Annotated in this window: 20 protein-coding genes and 1 pseudogene; 8 read left to right on the top strand and 13 right to left on the bottom strand. The window is 62.5% G+C overall.

What is annotated here, in order from left to right:
* Positions 1 to 3 precede the first annotated feature (3 nt).
* Positions 4 to 792 (top strand): fumarylacetoacetate hydrolase family protein, encoded by a 789-nt coding sequence (locus GQ56_RS0105785; RefSeq protein WP_161788550.1) that lies wholly within the window; start codon positions 4 to 6, stop codon positions 790 to 792.
* A 74-nt stretch (positions 793 to 866) separates the two neighbouring features.
* Here GQ56_RS0105785 and GQ56_RS0105790 read toward each other — a convergent pair whose 3' ends face one another.
* The gene (locus GQ56_RS0105790; protein ID WP_031397742.1) at positions 867 to 2,348 is read right to left on the bottom strand and encodes an aldehyde dehydrogenase; all 1,482 of its coding nucleotides are present in this window, start codon (positions 2,346 to 2,348) and stop codon (positions 867 to 869) included.
* Positions 2,349 to 3,371: 1,023 nt separating this feature from the next.
* On the opposite strand from GQ56_RS0105790, the gene GQ56_RS0105795 reads away from it, so the two are divergent.
* The 4 genes from GQ56_RS0105795 (at position 3,372) to GQ56_RS0105815 (ending at position 7,344) form a co-directional block, all read left to right on the top strand.
* Complete coding sequence (locus tag GQ56_RS0105795) at positions 3,372 to 3,944, top strand: phosphonopyruvate decarboxylase (protein ID WP_031397743.1); 573 nt, start codon at positions 3,372 to 3,374, stop codon at positions 3,942 to 3,944.
* Positions 3,945 to 4,133: 189 nt separating this feature from the next.
* On the top strand, positions 4,134 to 4,739 hold the full coding sequence (locus GQ56_RS0105800; RefSeq protein WP_152601646.1) for a thiamine pyrophosphate-dependent enzyme: 606 nt from the start codon (positions 4,134 to 4,136) through the stop codon (positions 4,737 to 4,739).
* Positions 4,740 to 4,863: 124 nt separating this feature from the next.
* Positions 4,864 to 5,847 carry a phytanoyl-CoA dioxygenase family protein gene (locus GQ56_RS0105805; RefSeq protein ID WP_235212636.1) on the top strand — a complete coding sequence of 328 codons (984 nt, stop codon included), beginning with the start codon at positions 4,864 to 4,866 and terminating at the stop codon, positions 5,845 to 5,847.
* A gap of 141 nt (positions 5,848 to 5,988) precedes the next feature.
* On the top strand, positions 5,989 to 7,344 hold the full coding sequence (locus GQ56_RS0105815) for a 3-phosphoshikimate 1-carboxyvinyltransferase (protein ID WP_031397746.1): 1,356 nt from the start codon (positions 5,989 to 5,991) through the stop codon (positions 7,342 to 7,344).
* A 103-nt stretch (positions 7,345 to 7,447) separates the two neighbouring features.
* Here the strand turns inward: GQ56_RS0105815 and GQ56_RS0105820 are convergent, their stop codons facing one another.
* Positions 7,448 to 8,353 carry a LysR family transcriptional regulator gene (locus GQ56_RS0105820; RefSeq protein ID WP_031397747.1) on the bottom strand — a complete coding sequence of 302 codons (906 nt, stop codon included), beginning with the start codon at positions 8,351 to 8,353 and terminating at the stop codon, positions 7,448 to 7,450.
* Between the two features lie 632 nt (positions 8,354 to 8,985).
* On the opposite strand from GQ56_RS0105820, the gene GQ56_RS0105825 reads away from it, so the two are divergent.
* The gene (locus tag GQ56_RS0105825) at positions 8,986 to 9,192 is read left to right on the top strand and encodes a DUF2191 domain-containing protein (protein ID WP_031397748.1); all 207 of its coding nucleotides are present in this window, start codon (positions 8,986 to 8,988) and stop codon (positions 9,190 to 9,192) included.
* Entirely contained in the window at positions 9,189 to 9,572 is a 384-nt protein-coding gene (locus GQ56_RS40740; RefSeq protein ID WP_075122872.1) for a type II toxin-antitoxin system VapC family toxin, read from the top strand. Before GQ56_RS0105825 ends, GQ56_RS40740 begins: the two co-directional genes overlap by 4 nt.
* Before the next feature lie 419 nt (positions 9,573 to 9,991).
* On the opposite strand, the pseudogene GQ56_RS46400 reads toward GQ56_RS40740, so the two are convergent.
* The 10 genes and pseudogenes from GQ56_RS46400 to GQ56_RS0105870 form a co-directional block, all read right to left on the bottom strand.
* Positions 9,992 to 10,177, bottom strand: a pseudogene (locus GQ56_RS46400) (AraC family transcriptional regulator); the annotation flags it as partial.
* Complete coding sequence (locus GQ56_RS0105830; RefSeq protein WP_031397749.1) at positions 10,129 to 11,763, bottom strand: AMP-binding protein; 1,635 nt, start codon at positions 11,761 to 11,763, stop codon at positions 10,129 to 10,131. The gene GQ56_RS0105830 and the pseudogene GQ56_RS46400, both read right to left, overlap by 49 nt.
* Positions 11,764 to 12,152: 389 nt before the next feature.
* The gene (locus GQ56_RS0105835; RefSeq protein ID WP_052007185.1) at positions 12,153 to 13,322 is read right to left on the bottom strand and encodes an MFS transporter; all 1,170 of its coding nucleotides are present in this window, start codon (positions 13,320 to 13,322) and stop codon (positions 12,153 to 12,155) included.
* A gap of 126 nt (positions 13,323 to 13,448) precedes the next feature.
* On the bottom strand, positions 13,449 to 14,939 hold the full coding sequence (locus GQ56_RS0105840) for a pyridoxal phosphate-dependent decarboxylase family protein (RefSeq protein ID WP_235212637.1): 1,491 nt from the start codon (positions 14,937 to 14,939) through the stop codon (positions 13,449 to 13,451).
* A gap of 25 nt (positions 14,940 to 14,964) precedes the next feature.
* Positions 14,965 to 15,930 (bottom strand): WD40/YVTN/BNR-like repeat-containing protein, encoded by a 966-nt coding sequence (locus GQ56_RS0105845; protein WP_031397752.1) that lies wholly within the window; start codon positions 15,928 to 15,930, stop codon positions 14,965 to 14,967.
* Between the two features lie 17 nt (positions 15,931 to 15,947).
* The gene (locus GQ56_RS0105850; RefSeq protein WP_031397753.1) at positions 15,948 to 18,308 is read right to left on the bottom strand and encodes an efflux RND transporter permease subunit; all 2,361 of its coding nucleotides are present in this window, start codon (positions 18,306 to 18,308) and stop codon (positions 15,948 to 15,950) included.
* Between the two features lie 63 nt (positions 18,309 to 18,371).
* A complete protein-coding gene (locus GQ56_RS0105855; RefSeq protein ID WP_407638575.1) occupies positions 18,372 to 20,174 on the bottom strand; it encodes a DUF1302 domain-containing protein in 1,803 nt (600 codons plus the stop codon).
* A gap of 114 nt (positions 20,175 to 20,288) precedes the next feature.
* The gene (locus GQ56_RS0105860) at positions 20,289 to 21,632 is read right to left on the bottom strand and encodes a DUF1329 domain-containing protein (RefSeq protein WP_235212638.1); all 1,344 of its coding nucleotides are present in this window, start codon (positions 21,630 to 21,632) and stop codon (positions 20,289 to 20,291) included.
* 281 nt (positions 21,633 to 21,913) lie between these two features.
* On the bottom strand, positions 21,914 to 22,711 hold the full coding sequence (locus GQ56_RS0105865) for an inositol monophosphatase family protein (protein ID WP_052007186.1): 798 nt from the start codon (positions 22,709 to 22,711) through the stop codon (positions 21,914 to 21,916).
* Positions 22,695 to 24,266, bottom strand: a complete 1,572-nt coding sequence (locus GQ56_RS0105870) for a xylulokinase (protein ID WP_052007187.1) — start codon at positions 24,264 to 24,266, stop codon at positions 22,695 to 22,697. Before GQ56_RS0105870 ends, GQ56_RS0105865 begins: the two co-directional genes overlap by 17 nt.
* A gap of 122 nt (positions 24,267 to 24,388) precedes the next feature.
* Between GQ56_RS0105870 and GQ56_RS0105875 the strand changes: the two genes are divergently transcribed.
* The gene (locus tag GQ56_RS0105875) at positions 24,389 to 25,408 is read left to right on the top strand and encodes an AraC family transcriptional regulator (RefSeq protein ID WP_161788551.1); all 1,020 of its coding nucleotides are present in this window, start codon (positions 24,389 to 24,391) and stop codon (positions 25,406 to 25,408) included.
* Positions 25,409 to 25,518: 110 nt separating this feature from the next.
* Here GQ56_RS0105875 and GQ56_RS0105880 read toward each other — a convergent pair whose 3' ends face one another.
* Positions 25,519 to 26,940 carry an aldehyde dehydrogenase family protein gene (locus GQ56_RS0105880; RefSeq protein WP_031397759.1) on the bottom strand — a complete coding sequence of 474 codons (1,422 nt, stop codon included), beginning with the start codon at positions 26,938 to 26,940 and terminating at the stop codon, positions 25,519 to 25,521.
* Positions 26,941 to 26,991 lie beyond the last annotated feature (51 nt).

Here is a 26,991-nt window from a genome sequence, read left to right on the forward strand (position 1 = left end):
CGCGTGACTCACGCCTTGCATGCAACACACTTCGACATGGCAAACGCGCGACCGATCATGGGCTCCGGGATGGCAAGTTCCGCGTCGCCGGCACACCTGAAACTGCTCCTCCGCGGCACGGAGCGCTGCATCGACATCCATCGCGCTTTCGAGATCGATCGCAACTTCAATGTTCCGCCGCACAAGCGGACGGACGATACCGTGTTTCGCGCGCGCGACATGCGTACGATCGTTTCGCTGGAGCGTGGCATGTCATGTCCGGCCGGTGTCGCCGTCTCGTGTCAGATCGAAATATTTGCCGTAATCGGCGAGCCCGCGCCCAGCATGCCGCTGTCGGGGTCCCACCCGCAAGTGTCGGCTTACGGGGTTGCCGTTCATTTCGTCGCGTCCCTCTCTGAGAGGCCATCCGGAGCGTCGGGATCTGCGCCGACGATTCGCCAGACGGGCTGCAGCATGCCCGTTGCAGCCACCACCTTCGAGTGCGAAAACAATTTGCTGTGGCTGGACGTGAACAATCGACCGGTTCTCGAGGCGACGTTGGGCGATATGTCATGGCAGATCCCGGAATTGCTCACCAACTGCGGCCGGCAGCGGCAGATGAGCCCAGGAGATCTTGTTTTCACCGGCGCCACTCAACCCGCCCTACTCGTCAAGCCCGGTGACGTACTGCGTGGCGGGGTGGAGGGATTGTCGCGATTCTGCCTGTGCATCAGCAGCACTGCCACCGGCCAGCACGTGCAGATCGCAAACGTCACAACCGGTACGACCATGCGATCAGATCGAAGTTGCTGACACCCCCCCGGCTCTGATCGCACTGTCGCGGAGCCGGTCGAATGCAACGCACACGGCATGGCTCGCGTCGTCGACTATCGCATCACGAACGGATTGTCGGGACTGCCCGAGCCGGAATAGATCCACGTCGTCTTGGTCTGCAGGTACTCCTTGATCATCTCGTACCCGCTCTCTCGACCGATACCGCTTTGTTTGTACCCGCCGAACGGCGCAAGATAACTGACCGCGCGATAAGAGTTGACCCACACCGTCCCGGCCTCGAGATTCCGCGTCATGCGCAGCGCCTTGCCCATGCTGGTCGTCCAGACACCAGCGGCGAGACCATACGGACTGTCGTTTGCGATGGCGACCGCATCCTCCTCGGTCTTGAATGGAATGACGGACAGTACGGGACCGAAGACTTCCTGTCTCGCAATCCGCATATCGTTAGAAACATCACGGAAAATCGTGGGCTCGATGAAGAAACCATGCTTCGCATCGCCGCCCTTGAACGGGCGGCCGCCCAGTGCAAGCCGTGCGCCGTCGTCCAGCCCCATCTCGATGCAGGACAGCACACGCTCGTACTGCGGTCGATTGGCGATGGGGCCGACCTGCGTCGCATCCTCCATCGGGTTTCCCAGTACGGCCGCCCCGCTCGCTTCTACCAGCCGCCGCGTAAATTCATCGTAGATCGACTCCTGAAGCAGGAGGCGCGATCCGGCCATGCAGGTTTGCCCGCCTGCAGCGAAGATGCCCGAGATCGCCCCAGCAATCGCCTGTTCCGCATCGGCGTCGGCAAAGACGATGTTCGGCAACTTGCCACCCAGTTCCATCGTTACGTGCTTGAATCCCCTCGCGGCCTGCTCGTTCACTCTGCGCCCTGTCGAATCGGAGCCGGTGAACGCGATCTTGGCGACGCGACTGTCGCTCGTCAACGCATCTCCGATCTCGGACCCGTAGCCGGATACGACGTTGACGACCCCGGGAGGAAATCCGGCTTGCTCAAACAAGGCCGCGAACTCCAGCGTCGATGCCGTCGCATGCTCCGACGGCTTGATCACGAACGTATTGCCGGCCGCCAGACCCGGCGCCAGTTTCCAGGTCAGCAGCAGAAGCGGTGAATTCCACGCGGTAATGGCGAGCACCACGCCGAGCGGCTCGTATCGCGTAAACGTCAGATAGTCCGGCTTGTCGATCGGGAGCACGCTGCCCTCGATCTTGTCGGCCAGGCCGCCATAGTAGTGGAACCATTCAGGGATGTATCGAAGTTGACCACGCATCTCGGTGATCAACTTGCCGTTGTCCATGACTTCGGTGCGTGCCAGCGCCTCGGCGTTTTCCTTGATCAGATCGGCTACTCGGCGCAGCAACGCGCCCCGCCGACTCGCGTTGAGCGACGACCACGCATCGCTTCGGAATGCGCGGCTGGCAGCATCGATTGCGCGCCTCGCGTCATACTCGTTGCTTCGCGGAATCTCGCACCAGGCCTCGCCCTTGTAGGGATCGACACTGGCTAGCCATGCATTGGAATCAGGACCGACAAAAGCCCCATCGATATAGTTCAGATAACGTTTCATGCGTGGTCTAAGAGGTGAGCCTCGCCGGCCTGCGAGTCTGTGAACGGGCTTCCTTCGGTGGCCGCTTGTTCGTCAAAGGAAGTGATGCGTGAAGCAGTCATATGCACCAAATGGCCGACTCCCGAGACTGACCGATTGTGATCGCGGATCGCCAACGCCAACAACGACGGCGCAATCGAAACCACGCGGGCCGGGCGACCTCGCGACGGCCACCCTTACCAGCATTCAGGATTACGTCGACAGACACCAGGAATAATTCACGATTCAACCTAAATCGATCTCTCGCATACCGCCATTTATTGAAAGCATAAGCGCACCCGCCGCATCATCAATATGACGCCGGGAAATCCTGAAATACTAAAAATATCTAAATCAGGATTAAAGATTGCAGTTTTTCCTCGGCTTTGGCAACCGGATTCCCGGAAATCAACGATTCAATCGAATCGGAGGCGCATGCGGACTGCGAAGCCGTCGCCGGCAGAACGGCCGGATGCTGCCGATATGCCGCCGTCCCTTTCGTAGCCCACCTAGGTCACGGTGTTCGCATGCCACTTCGACCGGATCCCGTGCCCTCAACTGGAGCACCGCCCGGCTTCCAACACGGCGTGCGTTCATCCTCTCGCGACAATACCGTCGAGATTTACATCCAGCAAATAAATAACGGTATCAAAAATATCAATTTCAAATATTTTATTTAAACGTTTATGATTGCCCTCCTGGATGCATCAAGCGAGACCATTGATCGATTCCCAAGCCGATCAAGCAGTCTTATTGCGAAAATTCACCATTACCGAAAACCATCTCTCTTGCCTGTTTCATTGAAAGCAAATCGTCGGTTTTTCCGGCTCAACGTTGATTTCGCGATATGGGACGTAACCGACACATCCCCAAGAAGGGATGCGCGATGCAATGCCCCGCAACCATGTTCCGGGAGACGCACACAACTTGTGCACAACAAGACGTTTTGTAATACCCCAACCATGCGAGTACAGATCAACCCGCTCGCTTTCCGAGGTACGAAGAATGCAGACGTCACACCCCACCTCGAACGTCGAGTCGTACGACTTCGGCACCCCGGGCGATGCGGCCGAATGGCCTGACGAGATTTATGCGCTGTTGAAAAGGTTCAACGTCCGGCAAACCGCCTATGTACCCGACGCCGGCCTTGCCCGATTAATCGAGAGACTCGATGCTGATGATTCGATCCGAACGCTGCCCTTGACGACCGAGGAAGAGGGGGTCGGTGTGATCGCAGGTGCATGGCTGGGCGGACAACGTGCAGTGCTGCTGATGCAGTCGTCCGGCGTCGGAAACTGCGTCAATCTGTTTTCGCTGATCCGCAGTTGCACGATGCCGGCCGTCATCCTCGTGACCATGCGGGGGGAATGGGGAGAGTTTGTCCCGTGGCAGATTCCGATGGGACAGGCTGCACGCCAGTGCTTCGAACTGTTCGATTTCGCCGTCATCCATGCCGCAACGGCAGAAGACATCGCCCCGAGCGTCGAGGCCGCACTCAAGATGGCTTTCTACGGCTACAAGGCAACCGCCGTGCTCATTTCACAGCGCGTGATCGGTGCCAAATCGTTCGGAAAATGATGAACCTGGTCGCTTCGGCTTCACACGGCGGCCGGTGCGGCAACATTGGGGGATCGATTCAGGCCTGTCGAAAGCCATCGATCGGCTCGCCTGTCATCGACCCGATCGGACCGATACCCGAGTTTCCCACGTCTGCCGTCTGACCGTTCGCACCTTCGAAACCGGACAAAGCACCGCCAAGGAAAACCGATGCCTGAAAACGTGATGTTGAATGGGTTACTGGAACGTCGCTGGGTCGTATCGACGTTGCTCGAATTTCGCGAGAATCTCCTCGTGATCGGCGGCCTGGGGTCGGCAGTGTGGGACATTACCGCCGCCGGCGATCATCCGCTCAACTTCCCCGTCTGGGGTGCGATGGGAGCCGCTTCCACGGTCGGCCTCGGACTCGCACTCGCCCAGCCCGAGCGCCCCGTGCTCGTCGTCACCGGGGATGGCGAGATGCTGATGCAACTCGGCGCGCTCGCCACCATCGGCGTACAGCAACCGCGGAACCTTTCGATTGTCGTACTCGACAACGAATGCTATTGCGAAACCGGCAGGCAACGCACCCATACCGCCAGCGGAGTCGACCTAGCAGGCGTAGCGCGGGCATGTGGCATCGAGCGCGCATCGGTAACCCGTACACCCCAGGAAGTGAACGAACTTCGCTACTCGGTGCATTCACGCAACGGCCCACTGTTTTCGCAGGTCAAGATCGCGGCGAACAAGCCGCCCCTCGTCATGCCACCTCGAGACGGGTCCTACCTCAAGGATCGATTCAGGACGGCGCTACTTGGAAACATCGCGCTGGACTAGGTATTGCCGCATGCCGATGCGTGGCAGCTTCAGGACAATGAGCGGCAGCCGGTCGTGCGGTTCAGGCTATTCCATTACTCACTCTATTTCACCGTAGTACTAACTTGAATGCAGAGAGTCTCGGATGATCGATCGTCAAGATCTGCGTCCCACCTCGCTTCGCGCTTCACGCATGGCCGCCAAAGTACCGGCGGCATCAACCAGCCATCCGGTAATCGTTTTTCATTCATTTGTTGAAGGAGATGTGATGATTTCTGCTCAGCAAGCCCAGTTCTATGCCCGCCATGGATTCGTGGTAGTCGAAAACGTGCTCGGACAGGAGAAAATCGACGAAGCCATCCGTGCAATCGATGAACTGCTCGACCCGAGCAATCTCGGCAAGGCATTCGAGATGGAGCCCCAGGACGGTTCGACCGTCCGGCGCATCTGGTCACCAACGCAGAAGCACGACGTGTTCGAACGTCTTGCCGCCGATCCTGCGGTGCTCGACTGCGTACAGCAGTTGATCGGCGACGACGTGCTGTTCCACTACAGCAAAATCAACATGAAGGGCCCGAAAGTTGGCAGCATCGTGAAGTGGCATCAGGATTTTTCGTACTACCCTCATACGAACTCGGACCTAGTGACCGCATTGATTTTCCTCGACGACGCGACGCGGGAAAACGGCTGCCTGCGCGTCGTCCCCGGCTCCCATCGCCGCGGACTCCGATCGCACGACATCGACGGCCACTTTCGCGGCACAGTGTCGGACGTCGTCGAATCGGAAGCCGTTGATGTCGAAGTCAAGGCGGGCAGCGTACTGTTCCTGCATTGCCTGACGCTGCACGCGTCCGAACGGAACACGTCCAAACTCCCGCGCCGGACATTCCTGCCGGCTTACCGGGCAGCCGACGCGTTTCCGATCTACTTCGGCCCGCACGCTGCCCACAACGAGCCGGGCGTTCGACTGTTGCGCGGCCAACCGGCCCGCATGGCGCGAGTGGAAGCCGGCCTGCACTACCTGCCGATCGCGGAGCGCGATTTCGGATCCCTCTATGAGGTGCAGGAAGGCTCTCACCTGAACAAACCGATGTCGGACATGAAAACGGCTGGTTATGCAGTTGCGTGATGCGTCTGCGGGCCCTGGCGGCCGAGCCTACCCTCCGCCAGCGCCGCTGCCGGGCGACCCTGCCCCGGCAGCCGTTCGAGCAACGCTGATATCCGCATCGCCCCGATGTGAACGTAAACAACGAAGACAACCGAGGTCATCATGTACCTGAGAGTGAATCCCGCATCGCAACTGAAGCCGGCCATGTCTGTTCCCGCGTCCAAGCCGGAAACCCAGCGGGCCATCATCACCGCGAGCCTGGCGACCGGTCGCTCCCGCATCCACAATGACCTGCGCTGCCTCGAAACCGACACAATGAAGCAGGCGTGCCGGCAACTGGGCGCGCAGATCAGCGAGCACGACGGTTTTCTCGAGATAGTGGGCGTGGGCCGCGATTTCACGAACGACACCCTCGTTATCGACGCCAAGGGTTCGGGGCTCGTGTTCCGCACGCTGTCGGCAATTGCATCCGCACGCCGCGCCCCGACGATCCTGACCGGCGATCACACGCTGCGCCGCAGGGTCATGAAGCCACTGTTTGACGCGCTCGCTTCGCTCGGCGCGAACATCCAGCATATCGGCGACCCCGGCAAGGCGCCCGTCATCAACTGGGGGCAACGGATCTCGCGTACGCACGCGGAACTGCCGGGCGACGTCAGCTCGCAATTCGTTACCGCACTGCTATTTCTGGCGCCGCTGTCGGACCAGCCGATGACGATTCACCAAAGCGAACCGGTGCTGTCGAAGTCGTACATCGCGCAAACGGTGGACTTCCTGCGCAGGGCATCGATCGATATCGACGTCGACGCACGGTTCAGCCATTTCTCCGTTCGCCCCGGCGAATACTCGGCATTCGATTCACACATCAACGCAGACTACACGTCACTGTCCTACCTGTTGTTCGCATGCACGATCTTCCCCGGCGAGTATGTGATCCGCGGCATCACCAGCGACACGCTCCAGGGCGAGCAGATCTTCATCGACGTGGTGAAGGCGCTCGGCGTGAAGGTGATGCACGACGACACAGCCAAGGAACTGCTGGTTTCCAGCGTGCATGCCAGGATGTCTGGTGCGCATGAGGTCGACGTGAGCGACGGCCCGAACATCATCCCGACGCTGGTCGCGCTGAGCCTGTTCGTGGAAGGCGAATTCCGCGTCGTGGGCGGCTCGGTGACGCGGCTTCACAAATCGTCGCGCATCGAGTCTATGGTCACCGAGGCCACCAAGCTCGGCGCGAACATCTCGCTGTTGTGGAACCAGCAAGGCGACATCGACGGTTTCGTCACCCGCGGCAGGCCCGACTACGAAGGCGGCGTATTCTTCACCAGTTGCGGCGATCATCGCAACTTCATGTCGCTGTTCGTCGCGTCGCTGAAGTTCCGCCAACCGAGCCACATCGACGGGTTTCACGATGTAATCTGCTCGTTTCCCGAGTTCCTCACGCAGTTCGAGGCACTCGGCGCAGTGTTCTCGCCCGTGCAACGCGTTATGTCCGGCCCCGCGGTGATCGACGAGTGAGGTTGCGGCGCCGTCGGCATCCTGCTCGCCTGCACGAAGATCGGCCGCGGTCAGGCCGATTCCGCGGCATCGACACGCGATGGATGACGAAAACCACGCAGCGTCAGGCCAGCGGCTCGACCGCGGCGCGGATTCGCTCCCTCATCCACGCGTGCGCGGGTACGCTGTCGTGGCGCCGGTGCCAGTACATCGACCAATGGAAACCTGTCGAGACGAACGGCAGTTCCTTGATTACGAGGCCGTCCTCTGCAAAGCGGTCGGCCAGCCGCGCGGACATCACCGCAATCATCGACGAGTGGCGCAACAGGTGGGGAACGACGAGCCAATGCGGCACGTTCAATGCCACGTTACGGACCCGCTGCATGCCAGCGAGCGTGGCATCGACATAGCGTCCATCGGTAGCGCTGATCGATACCTTCAGGTGCGGCAGCTCGAGAAACAGCTCCATCGTCATCTCGTCGTCTGCGTGCCGATGTTCCCGTGCCAGCACACACACCATGCGATCGTTGAACAATGGCGTCGATCGCACCGCGCTCGTGTGCTCCAGATCCATGCTCACGGCGACGTCGATATCGTCGGCATCGAGCGCGATCACGGTCTCGCGTGGCGGCAGATGCATCACGTCAAGTGTCACACCCGGCGCCTCTTTTTCGAGTTGTGCCAGTAACGTCGGCATCAACAGATATTCAAGCACGTCGGACATCCTGAGTCGAAAATGCTGCTCGGTCGTTCGCGGATCAAACGAACGGTCGGATTTGATTAATCGCTCGGCTTGGCGAAGAAACTGCCTAAGCGGCTCTTCCAGTTCCAGCGCGCGTGGCGTCGGCTCCATGCCCGAGGCGTTGCGTATCAGCAAATCATCTCGCATCAACGTTCGCAAGCGTCGCAGCGCGCTGCTCATGGCCGACTGGCTCAATCCAACCTTCGTCGCGGCCCGCGTCACGTGCTTTTCTGTCAGCAGCGCATCGAGCACGACCAGCAGGTTCAAATCAATGCTACGTAGATTCATAGGGGCTCGCGAGAATGAAATTCGAAGCGTCGGTCGTTACACCGAAGAGATTTCGCGCCGTACATGCGTGCTTGGCACTTGCGGCCTTCCGCGAACTCGCGCACGAACGCGGTAGATTAGGGGCGCCTCGTGTTATTGCCACGTGGGAATGATTGCGCCGGACGCCCATGCATGAATCATGCTTGCCGGACACCGTCCCTGCCAAGCCGGCGATCGTTGTCGCCGGCGGCGTGATGTCATCCGCTGCCGCACCGCCAGCGGGCATGCAATTGCCCGGGCGGGGATTGTCCATTGCGCATGCTTGCCCTCTCTCTCATTTTATTTGTCCAACTATTACCCGCGGACACGCATTCTGTCGAGGTGGCCCGACTCCACTTCACCCGGGGTGGCGTTCGCGGTCACGGGCCAAAAGACCCGTGATACGGCTATGCGCGGTCGACGCCGTCATCGATATCTTCTTCGATATCGCGAATATCTGCATCGACGCGAATGATCCGCTTTGGTATCCATTGGATGTGATGAAGGGCTTCTCTCAGGCCCTCGATAATTCCTTGCACCGTGCCACAGGTCAAGCATTGAGCCAGCAGAATGTGATGCCTCTATTGATGCACAATCGCATCAATAGAGGCATCATGCGTACTACCGTCACCGTCGACGACTCTCTCTACGCGCGCGCGATCGAACTCGCCGAGTCGGACATGGCACCTGCTGACCTGTTCCGGGCGGCGCTCGAAACGTTCGTACGCGTCCAAGCCGGCCAACGCCTGGCTGCGCTGGGCGATTGCGTACCCGACATGCCGGACGTACCGCGTCGCGCTCCAGAGGCACCCGCCCGATGAGCGTCTTGATCGACACGTCAGTATGGGTCGAGCACTTCCGACGACCGCTACCGGCGCTGATCCAACTACTGCGCTTTGATAACGTGCTCACGCATCCGTTGGTGCTGCTCGAGCTGGCATGCGGAACACTGCCCGAGCCGCGCACGCGAACACTGGGAAACCTTGCGCTGTTGCGGCAAACCCGGCGTGCGACGCCTGTCGAGGTTGTGGATTGGATCGACCGAGAACGATTGCATGGGCGCGGATGCGGCGCCGTGGATTGCACGCTGCTGGCGTCGGTGCTGTTGACCCCAAGCACCTGGCTCTGGACGCGCGATCGACCTCTCGCGCAGTTGGCCGAGCAGTTCGGGGTACAGTATCTGCCGCCCGAGCCGCATTGAACGTGGCCGTTGCGGGCATCGTTTCCAAGCTCGTCAACCTGCCGGGCGCGACGCCATTTCACCTGTTACGAACAGCCCGCCCATTCCCGGGCGGGCTGTCCATTAGAGTGGCGAGGCCACAAGAACCAGATCAGCCTCCCCGCCTGAAAGGCGAGACCGACACTGGCGGCCACCAGGTTGATCCACCGGGTCAGGCGCTCAAGTATCTTCTGGACGCATCATGGCGACTCCAGCCGGTTAATGTCCGACTGGAGGCGTTCAACCGATAAGCAAGTATCGGCGGCCGCGACTCGCGACCTATTCAAGCATTTCCGGCTACCGGGGTGTGATGTACCAGGCCCTCGCGACGACATCACGAAGTTCTGCTATGAGCGCGTCAAATTCATCGCCCTGGCTACTACCGATTACTTCGACCCTGGCCCAGGCCGGGCGGAAAGTGAATCTGAACCGGTCATCGCGTCCCCGTCGATCGAACCGCTCGCAGTGTCCTTAAGCGGCCCGCGCGGGGCCTTCAGGACCCTGGGCGCGCCGGGCTTTGCGCGGCGCGCCGATGCGATCAGTCGGTGCGGCTGAGTTCCCGGCGCAGGATCTTGCCGACCGTCGATTTCGGCAGCTGCTCGACGAAACGGATGCGCTTGGGCACCTTGTACGCCGCGAGGCTCGCGCGGCAATGCGCGATCAGGTCCGCCTCGGCCACGAACGCGTCGCGCGCCACCACCACGAACAGCTTGACCGCCTCGCCCGTCCGCTCGTCCGGCACGCCGATGCACGCGCATTCGGCGACGCCCGGGAAAGCGGTCACGACCGCCTCAACCTCGTTCGGATAGACGTTGAAGCCCGACACGATGACCATGTCCTTCTTGCGGTCGACGATCCGCAGGAACCCCTTGTCGTCGAACACGCCGATATCGCCGGTGCGGAAATAGCCGTCGGCCGTGAACGAGCGCGCGTTCGCGTCCGGCTGCTGCCAGTAGCCGGCCATCACCTGCGGCCCCTTTACGCAGATCTCGCCGGCTTCGCCGATGGCGACCTCGCGATCCTGGTCGTCGAGCAGCTTCACGTCGGTGGACGGCAGCGGCAGGCCCGTGGTGCCCGTGAACGCGTCGATGAACTGCGGGTTGAACGACACCACCGGCGACGTCTCCGACATGCCGTAACCTTCGCGGATGAAGGTGCCCGTCACCGCCTTCCAGCGTGACGAGATCACGTCGATCACCGCCGCGCCGCTGCCGGCCGCGAGCTTCAGGCGCGACCAGTCGACTTCCTTCAGGCGCGGATGGCTCGCGAGCCCTGCGTACAGCGTGTTGACGCCGACGAACACCGTCGGCCGCGCGGCCTTCAGCACGTCGATGAAGCCGTCCATGTCGCGTGGGTTCGCGACCAGCCAGTTCTGCGCACCGATCGCGAAGTAGGACAGGAAGTTCACCGTCAGCGCGAAGATGTGATACAGCGGGATCGCGGTGACGATGACCTCTTCGCCCGGCCGCCGCGCGTCGGGCACGAGCACCGCGAACTGCTCGATGTTCGCGACGAGGTTGCGGTGCGACAGCGCGGCGCCCTTTGACAGCCCGGTGGTGCCGCCCGTGTACTGCAGCAGCAACAGGTCGCTGCCGCTCAGCGCGACCGGTTCGCAGGCGAGCGTTTCGCCCGCGGCCAGCGCGTCCGCGAGCGCGATCGAGCCGGTCGGCAGCGCTTCGCACACGCCGGCCGGCGCGTCGAACACGCCGAGATCACCGCGGCCCACGCTCAGCACGCTGTGGATGCGCGTATTGCCGACCACGTCGGCGAACGTGCCCATCGACCCGCCGCACACCACGGCGACTTCGACGCCCGCGTCGTTGAGCTGATGCTCCAGCTCGCGCGCCGTGTAGAGCGGGTTCACGTTGACCTGGATCGCGCCGATCTTCGCGACCGCGACGAACGCCACCGGAAACGCGAGCACGTTGGGCAGCATCACGGCCACGCGGTCGCCCTTGCGCACGCCCACGACCTGCTGCAGGTACGCGGCCAGCGCGCCCGACAGGCGGTCGACGTCGGCATAGGTGAGCGTGCGGCCGTACGCATGGAATGCCGGACGATCGGCGAAGCGGCGCATCGCGTCGTCCAGAATCGCGCTTACGGAAAGATGGCGATCAGGGTCGATCTCGGCGGGAAACGGGCCATACGATCCGGTCCAGTGTCTCTTTGTCATGCCTCACTCCTCAGGGGACGGCACGCCAGCCGTGCGCCGTTCGCACGACGGTCTGCACGCGTCGCCTGACCGGCAACTATCGCCGGCGCATTGGCGACACTAAAAGACTCGATCATCAATTTGTCTCCAGTTAATAGTCATACAGCGAGGTGATGCAATTTCGTCGGAAAATATCCGACACTTCGCCAACCTGACGTTTCACACGCACTGCTAATTGCGCTGCCCGCGACCGGGACGTCCCAAAGCCGTGACACCCCTCGTCGAAAGCAAACATTTCCGCGCCCGTGGCAAGCCTGATCGCCGGAAGCCGGGAACTGAATCCTGTCCTCGCGGCGCCCGTCGGGAACGACAACGGCAATGACGACAAGAAGCGCCCGAGGTCACGATGCTCAATCCGCCGCCCTTTGCAGCGGCTTCCATACCGAACCGCACATGGACACAACGCAGGCAACCGCCGAGCACGCGGTGAGTACGAGACAAACCGTCGCTGCAGTGCGAACGTGTCCTCCGTCAATGGTCAACGCGGCCACCAGCGGCCCGAAAGCGACGCCGAGCACTTGTGCCGCCGGCAACAACGTCGCAACCTTTCCGGACGGATCCGACTTGAGCGCCAGTCCGAATTGATACGGCATCACAAAAGGCCAGAAGAACCCGTAGACCATCGCGAACGCCGAGAACTCCACGATCGATCCTCGCGAAACCATCCCCATGCCGATGGCCGACACGATCGTCGCCGCTGCCGCGAGCAGCACACCGGGAGCAGGCGCAAGGCGGCGTGACATCAGGGTGCCGGCCAGCCCGCCGACGACCTCGACGCACAGCACCGTCGAGATCAGCGCATCCGCCTGCAGGCTGCTCATCCCCGCATCCTGACCGAGCGGCTCGAAGTAAGCCCACGCGGCGCCGAACCCCGCCTGCTGGAGAAAAGCGATCATCAGCGGCAGAAACCTGGCAACGTCCCACGCGAACGGGCCGGCCGACGCTTCTGAAACCGCGCCGAGCCGCTTCGGCAGCACGGCGCCAAGCATCGAGCACACGAGCACCGCGGCGGCCAGCAAAAGGAACCCACCGCGCCACGAATATCCCGGCATGACCAGACTCGTCAGCACGGACGCGAACACGGCCTGAATCAGCACCTGCGCGACGCTGAAAATGCCCGAATTCCGCGCGGGAAACGTCGTCCGAACGATGATGCACGCCGTCGACCAGACCAGCACGCCCTCCGCCAGCCCCGTGCCGATGCGGACCAGAAACAGCAGCACGAGGGAAAGCGGCAGCACGGTCAACACGTTGCCGACCACGACCAGCCCGCCTGCCGCCAACACGACGCGCCTGAAGCGCTCCAGCGGCAGCTTCACCGCCAGCCCGGCCCCAACGCCGAGCGCCACGATTTCCGCCATGATGACCAGCCCCATGACGTCGAGGGTCATGCGCTTCTCGTTTACCATCGCGCCGAACAGGATCGGCTGGATGCCGGTGATCAGCAACGCCATCCCGCCGATGAGAAGCGACGTGGCGATCTGGTGAAGCATCAGTCTTGTGTTGTATCTGTCGCGCATGGGCACACACCGGCATGAGTTGTGAAAGCGAAAGCGAACGGCAAACGGGTGTCTCCGATCCCGCGTGCCGTCCCAAGGAAACGGCCGTCACGCACCGGCGACGGCCTGGGAACACACCGGCGATGCTCAGCCGGGCACGCCGTCGGTAAATGCGTCGAGAAGCATCGTCAGTACCAAATCCTCCGGCACCACCGACGCGTCGACGCCTCCCCCGCCGCCGTACATCCCCCCCGAACGAGGCTGCCCGGGATGCGCCTTCCGTGCATGGGCCACCGCTTCGTCGAGATCCGCGGCAAAGCGATCGATCACGCCGTCGCGCGTCTGCGGTCCGGTCACGCACATATGGATCGCCTCGGGATTCTGCTGCCCGTTGAAACGCCAGCCGCGCCCGGCCATGAAATCGTTGACGTGATAGACATTGAACGCTGGCGAGTTGAACGAAAAACAGTATGTCGGCTTGCCCAGCAGCTTCAGTTCCGGATGGCCGGCCACGACCTGTTGCATCGCGAGGGAAGTTTCGAAAATGCGCTTCGCCCGCTCGAGATAACCGGCCTTGCCGAGATGGCGCATGGACGCCCAGGTCGCCGCGATCAACCCGCCGCTGCGACTGCCCGCCAAGCCCGGCGACGCGTACTTGCCGCCGATCCATTCGGGCAGGATGTAATACTGATAGCGGCGGAACGACGCGTCCCGCCATGCAAGCACCGAGGTTCCCTTGAGCCCGTAGCCGTACTTGTGCGTATCGGCCGAGATGGACGTCACACCGGGCAGCCGGAAATCGAAGACGGGAATGTTCGGGAAACCGAGCTGCTGGCCCCACGGCAGAATCCAGCCGCCCAGACAGCCGTCGACGTGGAGCCACACGTTCTTCTCGATCGCGATCTGCGACAGCGCCGGAATATCGTCGACCGTCCCGTACGGGTAGTTGGTCGCCGATCCGATGATGGCGATCGTGTTTTCGTTGATATGCTCCCTGACGAAATCGAGATCGACTGTCGTGTCGTCGTTCAGCGGAGCGCGAATGACCTCGATCGAGAACAGATGGGCCGCCTTGGTAAACGCGGGATGCGCGCTGACCGGCCAGATGATGTTCGGCCGCGTGATCTTCTTTTCGGCGCGAGCCTTCTCGCGATAGCCGAGCATCGCGTTCAGGATGCTCTCCGTGCCCCCGGAGCCGATCACCCCGCACGCCGAATGGCCGGGCGTAGCGGCCTTGACCGCGTCCCCGTTCAGCATTTCGAGCGTCATCTCAATGATCTCGGCCTCGAAGATGTTCATGCTCGGGCACAGGTCGCGCTGCAGCACGTTGGAATGGCTGAAGAAGCCGAAGCATTCGTTGAGAAACCGGTAATGCTCGTGTTCGCCGCTATACAGCGACCCGGAAACCTTCCCGCCTTCCCAGGCCTTGTCCTCCTGCTCCGACATGAACCGGATCCGCTCGAGGATCTCCGACTTGTCCAGACCCGCCTCCGGGAAACCGGAAATAGTGTCGAACCTGTCCGCGTACGGATAGAGCATCTCTTTAATCGTTTTCGGATCGATCACAGCTTGACTCCAATTGAAAGTAACTAAGAATTTTCGGAGCCGCCCGTGCGGCTCCGGACCAACGAAACACACCGTCCGTCGTCACCGGCCCACAGTCTCAAGGCATGTCCAGCACCCCTTCCTGCGAAAACCAGACCGGCTTGCCGCGCGCGCCGATCAGCACTGCGGTCAACGGCGCGCGATCCGGACGCTGGACCACGTCGATCGGCGTGCCGTCCGCGCGCTGTTTCAGCACAAGTCCGTCGAGCCCGACGCCCACCCATCCGCTTCGAGTTGCGATCAGGTCGGTAATCGAACTTTTGGTTGGCGGGTTCAGCGCTTGCCACGTCGTCCCGCCGTCGACACTCTGGTACAGACTGCCCAGCAGGCCGCCCACGACGATGCGCCCGTCGCGCAGCACTACCCCCGCCCACAACGTCCCCTTGCCGCCCGTCGGCAGATATGTCCAGTTCGTGCCGCCATCGGTGGACTTCAGCACCATGCCCTGTTCGGACGCGACGTATAGCGCCCCGTGGCCGTCCGCGAAAACGCGGTACAGGTTGCGATCCGCCTTGACGCTGCCCGGCGGATTCGGCACGGTGGTCCGCGTCCACGTGTTGCCACCGTCGTGCGTCGTGAGCATCAGCGACCACAGGCCCACCGCGATCCCGTCCCGCGCGTTCGTAAACAGCACCGAGAACAACGGCTGGTCGATCGAGATGTCGATACGCTGCTTGCGCCACGTTTCGCCTCCGTCGTCGGTCGCGAGAATCACGCCCCACTGGCCGACGGCCCAGCCGTGCTGCGCATCGATGAAGGTGACGGCCGACAGCGTGGCCGACACAGGCACCTTGCCCGCCTGTCGCCACGTCTCGCCGTCGTCGTCGGACAGCAGCACCACGCCGTGCTCGCCCACCGCGACGATGCGGGAGCCTGCGCGCGCCGCATCCAGCAGCATCATGCGGGCCGGTACGGACCATGCATGGGCGGGCCTCGCCACGCTGTCGGCCACCGTGCCCGCGGGCCGGGCCAGGACCACCGCACCGATACACAGCAGCACGCACGCGAAAATCGTCTTGATCATGACCGGGTCTCCGTCAATCAATGGCTGAAGAGGCCGGGCGCGCGCGCCGGCTTGCGGCGCGGAAACCCGCGCTCCAGCAGCGACGCAAGCGCCGGGAGTGCCGTCATCGCCATCAGCAGATTGACGATGAACATGAACGCGAGGAGCTTGCCCATGTCCGCCTGGAACTTGAGCGCCGAGAAACTCCATGTCGCGACGCCGATCGCCAGCGTGATCGCGGTGAAGATCGTCGCCACGCCCACCTCGAGCATCGCCTGCCGAACCGCTGTCACGATGTCCTGCCCGCCGGCGAGATGCACCTGCAACCGGTTGTAGATGTAGAACGCGTAGTCGACGCCGATGCCCACCGCCAGCACCATCACCGGCAACGTCGCCACCGTCAGCCCGATCTGCAGTTCCTTCATGAACCAGTAGCCGATGAAGGTCGCGACCGTCAGCGGCAGGCAGCAGGCGAGCATCGCGCGCCAGTCGCGATACGCGAGGAACACGAGAATCAGGATGGCGGCGTAGACATACAGCATCATCGGCAACTCGCTGCGCGCCACCTCCTCATTGATGGCAGCCAGCACGCCAGCATTGCCCGCCGCGAGACGCACGGTCACGCCAGGAAACGGATGCAGCGACCGGTACGCCTTCACGTCCTCCAGAATGCGGTTGATCGTCGTCGCCTTGTGATCCGTCAGGAACAGATGCACGGCCGTCATGCTGCAGTCGCTCTTCATGAAACCCTTCATCCGGCCCACGTCGACAGACACCGCGCCGTAGTTCTCCGGGTCGATCGGCACCACGTTCATCTTCGGGTAATCCTCGTTGTAGCCCTGGTTGTACCGGCGCAGCATCGCCGAGTACGACTGCACCGACACGACGCCCGGCTCGGTCCGCATGGCATTCGTGAAATCGTCCTCGTAGAGCCCCACCGCCGGGTTGTCGCATGCGTTGCCGCCCGACTCGATCGCCACCGTCAGCCAGTCGAGCCCCATGTCGTAGTTGCCGGCGATCGACGTCGCGTCGCGGTTGAAGCGCGCGTCCGCGCGCAGCTCCGGTGCGCCCGGCTGCAGTGTGCCGATCACGCGATCGCGGCTTTGCCATGCGGCGAACGCGAAGATCGCGACGGTCAGCACGACGGTCAGGCCGGCGTATCGCGGTTCGGCGATCCGCGCCAGCGCACGCAGCGGCCTCGCGCGCTGCTGCGCGCGCTTGAGCGCGCTGTCCGCATAGCGCCTGGAGAAGTTGAAGCACGACGCGGCTACCGGCAGCAGGATCAGGTTCGTCACGATCTTGTATGCGACGCCGAGCGACGCGGTGACCGCAAGCTCGCGCACCATCGGGATGGGGATCAGCAGCAACGTGATGAACGACACGAACGCGGTGATCAGCGCCAGCACGCCCGGAATCAACAACCCGCTGAAGCTGCGCCGTGCCGCCACGTACGAACTGTGCCCATGCGAAATCTCGCGCACGATGTAGTTCACCTGCTGCACGCCGTGCGACACGCCGATCGCGAACACCAGGAACGGCACCAGCACCGCGAGCGGGTCGAGGCCGAAGCCGAGCAGCTTCAGCGTGCCGAATTGCCAGACCAGCGACGTCAGCGAACAGACGATCAGCAGCACCGTGAAGCGCAGCGAATGGCAGTACCAGTACACCGCGAGCGCGGTCAGCAGCAGCGCGATCGCGCAGAAGCCGAGCACGGCCTTCGCGCCGTCGGCGATATCGCCGATCTGCTTCGCGAAGCCAATGATCTGAACCTCGTAGCCGGCATCCTCGAACGGCTGTCGGATCTTCTGTTCCAGCAAATGATTGAACGCGACGTAATCGATCACCTTGCCAGCCCGGTCGCGCTCGCTCAGTTCGGCGGTGATCATCGCGCTGTCCTCGCCGTGCGACACGAGCGTGCCGACATAACCGCCCAGCGTCGTCGCGCGGCGGACCTTCTCGACGATCGCCGGCGTCAGCTGATCCGGCGTGATCGTGCCGGAAATGATCGGCTCGGCCCGAAAACCTTCGTCGGTGATCTCGTTCACATAGGCGTTCGGCGTCCACAGCGACTGCACGCCGATCCGGTCCACGTTCGGCAGGTACGTGACCGCCTGCGTGACGTCGTACAGTCGCGCCAGCCCCTCCTTCGTCCAGATCGAGCCCTTCCTCGCGCGCACGACGACCGTGATCCGGTTCGCGCCGAGCAGGTCGTTCCGGTATTGCTGGAACGTGCGGATGTACTCGTGACCGATCGGCATCTGCTTTTCGAAACCTGCATCCATGCGCAGTTGCACGGCGAACACGGCCATGACCACGGTAAACAAGCCGATCGCCGCGAGCACGATCACGCGATGACCGAAGAAAAGCCGCTCCAAATGGCTAACCAGGCGATTGAGCACGACATTTACCCCTTCATGTATTGCGGCGGCGCGCGACGCGTGCCGGGCGCGACTGCGTCACCATCAGAAATTACGGGTGACGAACATCCCGACGAAATTCCGGTCCGCATACGGCTGTCCCACCGTCTGATGACCGCCGAAAAACGCGGTGAAATTGATGCCGGCCTGCCAGTTCGGCGGGTTCTGGTTGAACAGCACGTAGACGTTCAGCGACTTCGCGCCCTGCATGTAATTCCCGGTGAGCGTGGGCGTGTAGCCGTAGAGGCCGTCGGAAAACGTCACGCCGGGCGTGACCTGCCACCCGCGGATCAGCGTGCCGTCGTAGGTCCAGTTGAAATCGATCGTCGCGCCCACCGAGCTCGCCGTGCCCTGTGCGGCGGCGATCGGATAGCCCAGCCCCGATCCGTAGTTCAACCACGGCATATAACCGGCGGCCGGCACCTGCGTGACCGTCTGCCCGTCGATCGTCCGGGTGACGCCGCCCGAATTCAGCCCCGGGTAGTAGATCCAGGTCAGTTCCCAGGTCAGCGCGGCGGAATCGGCGCCGAGCAGCTTCAGGAACGGATATTCGCTGCGCGTCAGCGCCAGCAGCCCGTTGATGTCGTACTGGAATTTCTTCTTGTCGACCCATTGCTGGCAGTCGATACCCGCCACGCCGTTCGTGTTCAGGTCGAGCGGGCCGCCGGCGCCGTAGCAGCTCGACAGCGCGACGGCGTCGCGCGGCCGGTACGACAGCTCGGTGCCGATCGCCCAGGGCCCGAGCCCGAAGTTCGCGCTGACGCCGAACAGTTGCCGGTTCTGCGGATACGACCACTGTTCCGTTCCGTTTGCCAGCGACGCCAGCACCGGCGACTTGTCCGTGTAGTTCAGGTAGTAGAACGCAAAGTTCGCATCGAACGCGCGCGGCGAGTAATTGAACTTCACGCCGAATTGCGGCTTGTATTTCGATGGTGCCTGCCACGCAACGGGAACACCGATGTCGTTGAAAGGCGGCCCCGCGAATGCGCCGTTCGCCAGCCCGTTCCTGATTGCGTTGAGCGTGTCCTGGTTGCCGGCTGCGCCCGGCCCCAGCGCATTCGCAATCGTGCCCGCGCTCGGGCCGGCCACGTTGAGGTTGTTGGTGTTGAGCGTCAATGGCTCCGTGCCGCGTCCCATGATGTTCGACGTCGACCAGAACGACCCAACCGGCGGGTAGCGATTGCCGTTCCACTGGAACTGGTAGTAGGCCTCGGTGCTGAAGCCATGCGACAGATCGGACGCAAAACTGATCATCGGCGCCGGCAACAGCGCCTGCTTGAGCTGCGAGCCGGGGATCAGCAGCTTCTGCACGTCGATCGAGTTCGTCGCGTTGATGCCGCTTTGCGCGAACACGCTCTCGCCCCAGTTGATCACCTGGTTGCCGAGCCGAACGTGCGCGTTTCGCCCGTCGATCGTGAAATCCTTCTGCCCCCACAGATCGAGCAGTTGCGCGTTGTACACCACCTGTGCGGCAGCCGTGCTCGACAACGGCGTGCGGTTTGTATTGCCGGCCATGAAGTCGTACATGCCGGTGCCGCGCACCATGAACTTGAGCCCTTCGCTCGGCATCTTCAGCAGCAGCTCGCTGGTCGCGCTGATGTAGGTGCTGAACGGCTGCCCCTTGCGGTAGTTCAGGTCGCCGTTGTCCGCATAACCCCATTGGTTGGTGTTCGCAGCCGCGCCACAGCCGAATGCGTTCGGATCGCCCGTGAGCGAACAGCTCGGGTTCTTCGTGCGAATGCCCATGCCGGCCGTCAGGTTCGTGACCCACGAACCTTGCAGATCGCCCTGTCCGGCAGTGAAATCGTATCCATACGCGGTCGACGTCGCCACGCCGATCGATGTCATCGAAAATATCGCATATCTAACTATTATTCTCATTTACGTCGTCTCCCCCTGACCCCTGTTCGACCCCGACACACGCCACCGGCGCGCATCGGGCCTGCTGGTCATGCCGCGCGCCTAGCGCTCGCTGACGGATCGCAACGATTCCGCCGTGAAGAAATCGGCCTTGAAACGCGGATCGCTGGTTTCCTTGTACCAACGAATGTCCTTGCCCTGGCCGATCGACGATCCATCGAACACGTAGCGGCCGTTGCTCAGGTCGTACTGAACGAATGGCTCGTTGTCGCAGGCGCCGCCGAGCTCCCATACCGGAATCGGGTAGCTTTCCCGCACCTTCCACAGCTTGCCCTGCGCGTCGTAGTCTTCGCCGACGAGCGCCAGCCAGCTATCCTCGTCCAGATAGAACACCTTCTTCGACGACGCATGCCGTGCGGTCGGCTTGAGCGTCCCCTCGACGACCCACACGCGGTGCACCTCGTAGCGCCGGCCGTCGGCGGCTATCCCGTTCGGCGTCGCGACGTCGCGCAGCTTGCGCTTGAAGTCGTACATGCCAAACGCGTTGTACGGCACGAGCATTTCGCGCTTGCCGACCAGCTTCCAGTTGAAGCGGTCGATCGCCCCGTTGAACATGTTGACTTCGTCGATCAGATACTGGTTCTCGAAGCCGATCTGCGGCGCGTCGTGCACATAGGCCGGCATCCGGCGCACTCGGCGTTGCCCCGGGAAGTAGTAGTACGTATCGGATTCCTTATCGAAATACTGACGCTGCACCACCGCCTGCCCGGCCAGCGCGGCCGGCATCGTGGCCGAGAAGTAGCCCGCGATGCTGAGCTGGTCGACACCCTGCGGCGTCGCCTTGCCGTCCTTGCCGGTCGGGGTATAGTTAATCTGCGTGCCGCCGATCTCGATCCAGTCGTTACTCCCCGGGCGCGGCGACACGGACGTGACCACCGGCGCCCATTCGACCGCTTGTCCGCGATACCGCGTCTCGAAGTTGAGAATCGCTTCCGCACCATTCTTCGGCTGCGGAAACGCCACGCCGGGGAACGTCGCCGTCTGGATCGTTTCGCCAGACGGTCCGAGCTTCGCATCGGCGAGGTTGGCCTTCGAATTCTGCTCGGCGGTGTCCGGCAACTGGCATTCGCGATGCGACGGGTAGACGTCCATCCGGTAGCCCTTCATCTGCTTGACAAGCGCGATCTGGCCGGGTGACAGCTTGTCGGCATACTTGTCGACACTCGACGCATCGATCGTGTACAGCGGCTTCTCGTTGCGATGCTTCCAGAAATCCCCGCGCGTCTTACCGTACTCCCAGCCCGCCTGCGGCGCCTGCCGGCCGGCGAACGCGGGCACGAGCCCGTCCTTGCCGGCCGCGCGTTCGGCGCCCACCGGGGTGAGGTCGTCGGCCGCGACTGCGCTTGCGTTCACGTACAGCAAGGCGGCCGCCAGGGCAACCGACATGAATCCGCCTGTTCTATTTCTCATCATCGTTCTCCGTCCTGTTCCACCAATACTCGACCGTCACGCACCCGCTCGCGATAGCGATTCTTCCCGACCCGAGCGCTCGCGCCATCCAGCCGTCGTTCCGCTCGCAGACACACGCCGTGTCGTACGTCCGGTTTTCGTCTCCCGCCATTTTTTCAAAAAGGATTCCTAAATTAGTGAATATCGCCCCTCTTCAATTCATGTCAGCTCCCGTCTTCCACCCAGCCGTTGCGGTTCCGCGGACTCCGGACGACAGGTCAGCCCGACGATTCGTGGAAGATCGCCAGGACGGCCTCGTGCAACTCGCGGTTCGCGGCCGCCACCACGATCCCCCCATTCATCGGCCTGGCACCATCCAGATCGGTCACTACCCCGCCGGCGGATTCGACGAGATGGATCAGCGGCACGACGTCGTAGGGTTCGAGCCCGGCTTCGACGACGAGATCAATGCAGCCGTGCGCGACCATCGCGAAGCTGTAGCAATCGCCGCCCCAGCGAAGCATCCGGCATTGCGCCATCAACCGCGAAAATGGACGCATCAGGTTTGCTCGCTCGATGAGGCGCGGATCCAGGCTGTACACGATCGCCTCGGACACCGATCGGCACGCCGACGTGCGAATCGATGCAACGGTGTTCCGGTGGAACAGACGCGGGCCGCCCGAGTCGGAGATGTACGTTTCGCCGGTAAAAGGCTGGTACATGACGCTGCCGACCGGTACGCCGTCGATGACGAGGCCCACGAGGATCCCCCACAGCGGCATGCCGCAAATGAACGCCCTCGTGCCGTCGATCGGGTCAATGATCCAGTAGCTGTTCCCTTCGCCGGAACGACCGTACTCCTCGCCGATCACGGCCAGGCCCGGATCGACGCTCGACAGCCCCTCGCTGATGAGTCTTTCGATGCGCCGGTCGGCCTCGGTGACCGGATCGAATACGCCTCGCGAATGCTTGTCGTCTATCTGCATTTGCGAACGAAAATAGGTGAACGCGATGTCTCCCGCACCATGAACGACGCGTACCGCGCGATCGATCAACTCGTCAATGGTGTGCTTCATAACCATTTTCTTTCCTGATATTCCGGTATAGCCGGCGGGTGGCGTTGAATGCCGATTCGAACGCGCCGAACATGTCGTCGTAGACCCCCTTCAACGCTTTGGTTGGTTCGAACTGCGCATTTATCGACATATTCTTGCAAAAATCGTCCAGCTCCATCTCACCGATCCGCTCGAATGCCAGCATCGCCGCGCCGATCGAATTCACGTATTGCGGGCTCTCCATTTGCTGAATCGGGCTACCCATGATGTCGGCAAGCGTCTGGGCCATGAATGCCGAGTTCGCGCCGCCGCCATAGAAGTTGAAATGCGTGAACCGGCGACCGACAAAATCCTCGAGCGGCCCGCGCACCCAGCGCAGGTTGAACGCGAGCCCTTCCAGCACCGCTCTTGCCATGTGGCTCCTCGTCGTCTGTCCGTTCATGTTGATGAAGCCGCCGCGCATGTCGCTGTTCGCCTTCGGCGCCATCGTGCCGCCCAGCCACGGAAGGAAGATGAGCCCGCCGGCGCCGGCGTCGACGTTCTCCAGCACCGCATCCAGCGCCGCATACAATTCGTCCGGGCGCCTTTCCCTGAATTCCGCGAACGCATCGTTCGGGAACACGATGTTCCGCAGGAAGCGGTCCAACGTTACGCCCGACATCCCGTTCTCGGCGATCGCCAGATACTTGCGTTCGTCCGGCGAAGGCATCGTGAAAAGACTGTCGCGAATGGAAGTCTTCATGGATTCCGTATGCGTGACCATCACGCCGGTCGTGCCCATGCAAATTCCGGCATGCTCGCCCGTGAAGGCCAGCCCACCCATCGCGCCCGCCGCCGTGTCGCTCAGCCCGACGACGACCTGCGTGCTCGTCGACAATCCCAGCTCGGCGGCGACATCCGGCAACAAACGCCCCAGCACGGTGGTCGTCGGTACCAGCTCCGGCAGCTTCTCCCGGTCGATGTGCGCGTATCGCAGCAAGGTCGGATGGTATTCGCCGGCCGCCAGCCTTCGGTTGTCCACCATCAGCGACATGAGCGTGCTGCCCTGCGTCGTGCACATCCGCCCCGACAGCTTCATGCCCAGATAGTCCATCGGCTCGAGAAAGCAATGCGTCCGCTCGTAAATCTCCGGGCATGCGAACCGGAAGTAGCGCATGTGGTTCAGCGACACTCCGGCCACGAGCGGCGCAAGGCCATGCAGCCTCACCCAGTTCGCCAATTGCCAGGGCCTGTCGAGCTTGCGGGCCGCACGATATTCCGCAGCCAGGCTCGCCTTGGTACCTCTCCCGTCCGCCCAGAGGATCATGTTGGCGAGCGCCTGCCCGTTCGCGTCGACAGGAACGATCGACGAATACTGGCTCGAACAGATCATCGCCACGATCTCGCCGACGTCGACGTTTGCTCCGACGACCGCGGCCCTGATCGCGTCCTTCACGGCCGCCCATATCTCGGCGGGCGCCTGTTCCGCGCCGCGGTCGCCAACCGCCAGGGTATTCACGTGGGCACGGCCGGCGCCGGCCACCCGGCCGGACTCGCTGACGAGTACCGCTTTCGGACCGCTCGTTCCGAGGTCCACGGAGAGAACATATCGGTGTTTTTTCATGAGCAAAGTCTAGAGACGACAAAAAATTATCTGGTAGTCAATTGAGGTCATCGATTGGTTGTTTCTGGCCACACGCTCATGCAAACATGTCGGTCATGGACATCCGCAATGAAACCATCGCCGACGCGCCACCGAACATCATCCGGGGCCTGACGCTCGTCGCCCGCGAACACGGGGTCGCGGTAGGCCGCCTGTTCCGCGGTCTCGGGTTTTCCCTGGGCGACCTGGAACAGCACGACATCCTCGTTTCGTATGCGCAATCCAGAAAATTCCTGCAACGCGTGGAAGCGGCATTGCCCGGCGTGCCCGTCGGGCTGAAGTCGGGCATGAAGCAGACGATCCTGTGCCTCGGTCTGGTCGGCCTCGCGCTGTATGCGTTCAGGACCTACCGGGAAGCGCTCAGCTACGCGATTCGGCACCAGCAGACCGCAGGCGCGCTGACGTATTTCTCGTTCGACGAATCGCCCGGCTTCTTCAAGTGCATCATCTCGACGAAATATCCCGACACGCACGAGGTCGAGCGACACTGGATCGACGAAGCTTTCGCGACGATCTTGACCATCTCGCGAAACCTGCTTGGCGCGCAGTTCAAGCTGAACCGGATCGACCTCACCTACCCGCGCCCCGCCGAATACGGCTTCTACGAAGAAGTGTTCGGCTGCCCGGTGCATTTCAACGCACGGGAGAACGTCATGACCTGCCACTCGCATTGCCTCGATCTGGAGTTGCCGACGTGGCACCCCAGCTACAGCGCCTACGTGCTTGGGCAGATCGAGCCGATGCTTCGTCAGCCGAACACCGAGAGCGACTTCATCGCGACGACGCGGCGCTATTTGCGCGCGAACGTGGGGCGCTCGCCCGACATCGACGAGGTCGCCCGTTTTCTGAACGTGAGCAGCCGCACCTTGCGACGGCATCTTGAAAATGAAGGGTTTAGATTCCTTCAACTGCTGGACGAAACCCGGCTCGAGCGCGTGCATGAACTGCGCCGCCTGGGGTGGTCGTGGGGAAAGATCGCCGAATCGGTCGGCTACGACAATCCGAGCAACTTTTCGAAAGCCTACGTCCGCTGGACCGGGCAACTGCCGAGCGAATCCGAAGCTGGCAGGCGATAGCGGCGCGACGCGCCGCGAAAAACCGGCAGCGACGGAGCCCGACAAGGGCGCGCAAGGTGCGTTTCGCGCGCGCCCTTGTTCATCTGCACTCCGAGCGCCGCCGCGCCGCTTCAAGGAAGCTGAAGCGACTTCGTCTCGAGATATTCGGCAAGACCGTAGGCGCCCAGCTCGCGACCGTTGCCCGACTGCTTGAATCCGCCGAATGGCGCCAGCGGATTGAACTTGCCGCCATTGATCTCGACCTGCCCCGTTCGCATCCTCGCGGCCACGCGCCTAGCCCGCGCGACGTCGCCGCTCCACACTCCGCCGCTGAGCCCGTACGGACTGTCGTTGGCGATGCGCACGGCATCGTCGTCGTCCTTGTACGGAATAATCGCGAGAACCGGGCCGAAGATCTCCTCCCGGGCGATACGCATTTCATTGCGCACGTTGCTGAAGATCGTCGGCCTGACGTAGTACCCCGTTTCCAGCCCGTCTGGCGCGTCGTCCCCTCCCGCGAGCAGTTCGGCCCCCTCGGCAACACCGAGCGCGATGTAGTCGCGTACGCGCTGGCGCTGCGTTTCGGACACCAGCGGGCCCATCGCAACGTCCTCGTCTTGCGGCGCGCCGAGCCGCACCGATTCCGCGACGGCAACGGCAATCTCTTCTGCCCATTCGCGTTGCGACGCCGGCACCAGCAGGCGCGTCAACGCTGCGCACGTTTGCCCCGCGTTGATGAAGCACGCCTGAACCGCTGCCGGAATCGCGACTTCGAAATCGGCGTCGTCCAGTACGATGCACGCAGACTTCCCGCCAAGCTCCAGCGCAACCCGCTTCACCGTGCGGGAAGCGAGTTCGGAAACACGCCTGCCTGCCGCGGTCGACCCGGTGAACGAGACCATGTCGACATCCGGGTGCGATACCAGCGCCTCTCCGACCGTATTACCGAGACCGCTCACGAGGTTGAACACGCCCGGCGGAAATCCCGCCGATTCGATGATTTCCGCAAACACGAATGCATTGAGCGGCGCGACTTCGGACGGCTTGACGACGACGGTACAGCCGGCCGCGAGCGCGGGCGCCACCTTCGCGACGATCTGATGCAGCGGATAGTTCCACGGTGTAATGCATGCGACGACGCCGACGGGCTCCTTCGTGATCTCCGAGTTGCCGACATGTTCGACGCCACCGAGTTGCGCCGCCAGTTGCGATGCCGACCCCAGCGATACGACCGGCAATCCGGCCTGCGCGAGCCGCGAGAACGAGATGGGCGTGCCAACCTCGTCGGTGATGAGCCGCGCCAGTTCCGTCGCGCGGCGGCTCAGCGCGTACAACGCGCGCTGCAGGTACTGGCTTCTTTCGCGCGGCGGCGTAGCCGACCAACCGGGAAAGGCGGCCTTGGCCGCGGCGACCGCGCGTCCGGCATCTTCGGCGTCGCCGAGCGGCACGACCCCGATCACCGCTTCCGTCGCCGGATTGACGACCTCCGCACTGCCACCGCCGTGCGGCGCGACCCATTGCCCGCCGATAAAGAACCTGTCGTAACGCTTCACCATCGATGTCCTCGCTTCCAGAAGATTTCGTTGACCGTTCGCGGGCTTACC

The organism is Burkholderia paludis (assembly GCF_000732615.1).
Classification (GTDB): Bacteria; Pseudomonadota; Gammaproteobacteria; order Burkholderiales; family Burkholderiaceae; genus Burkholderia; species Burkholderia paludis.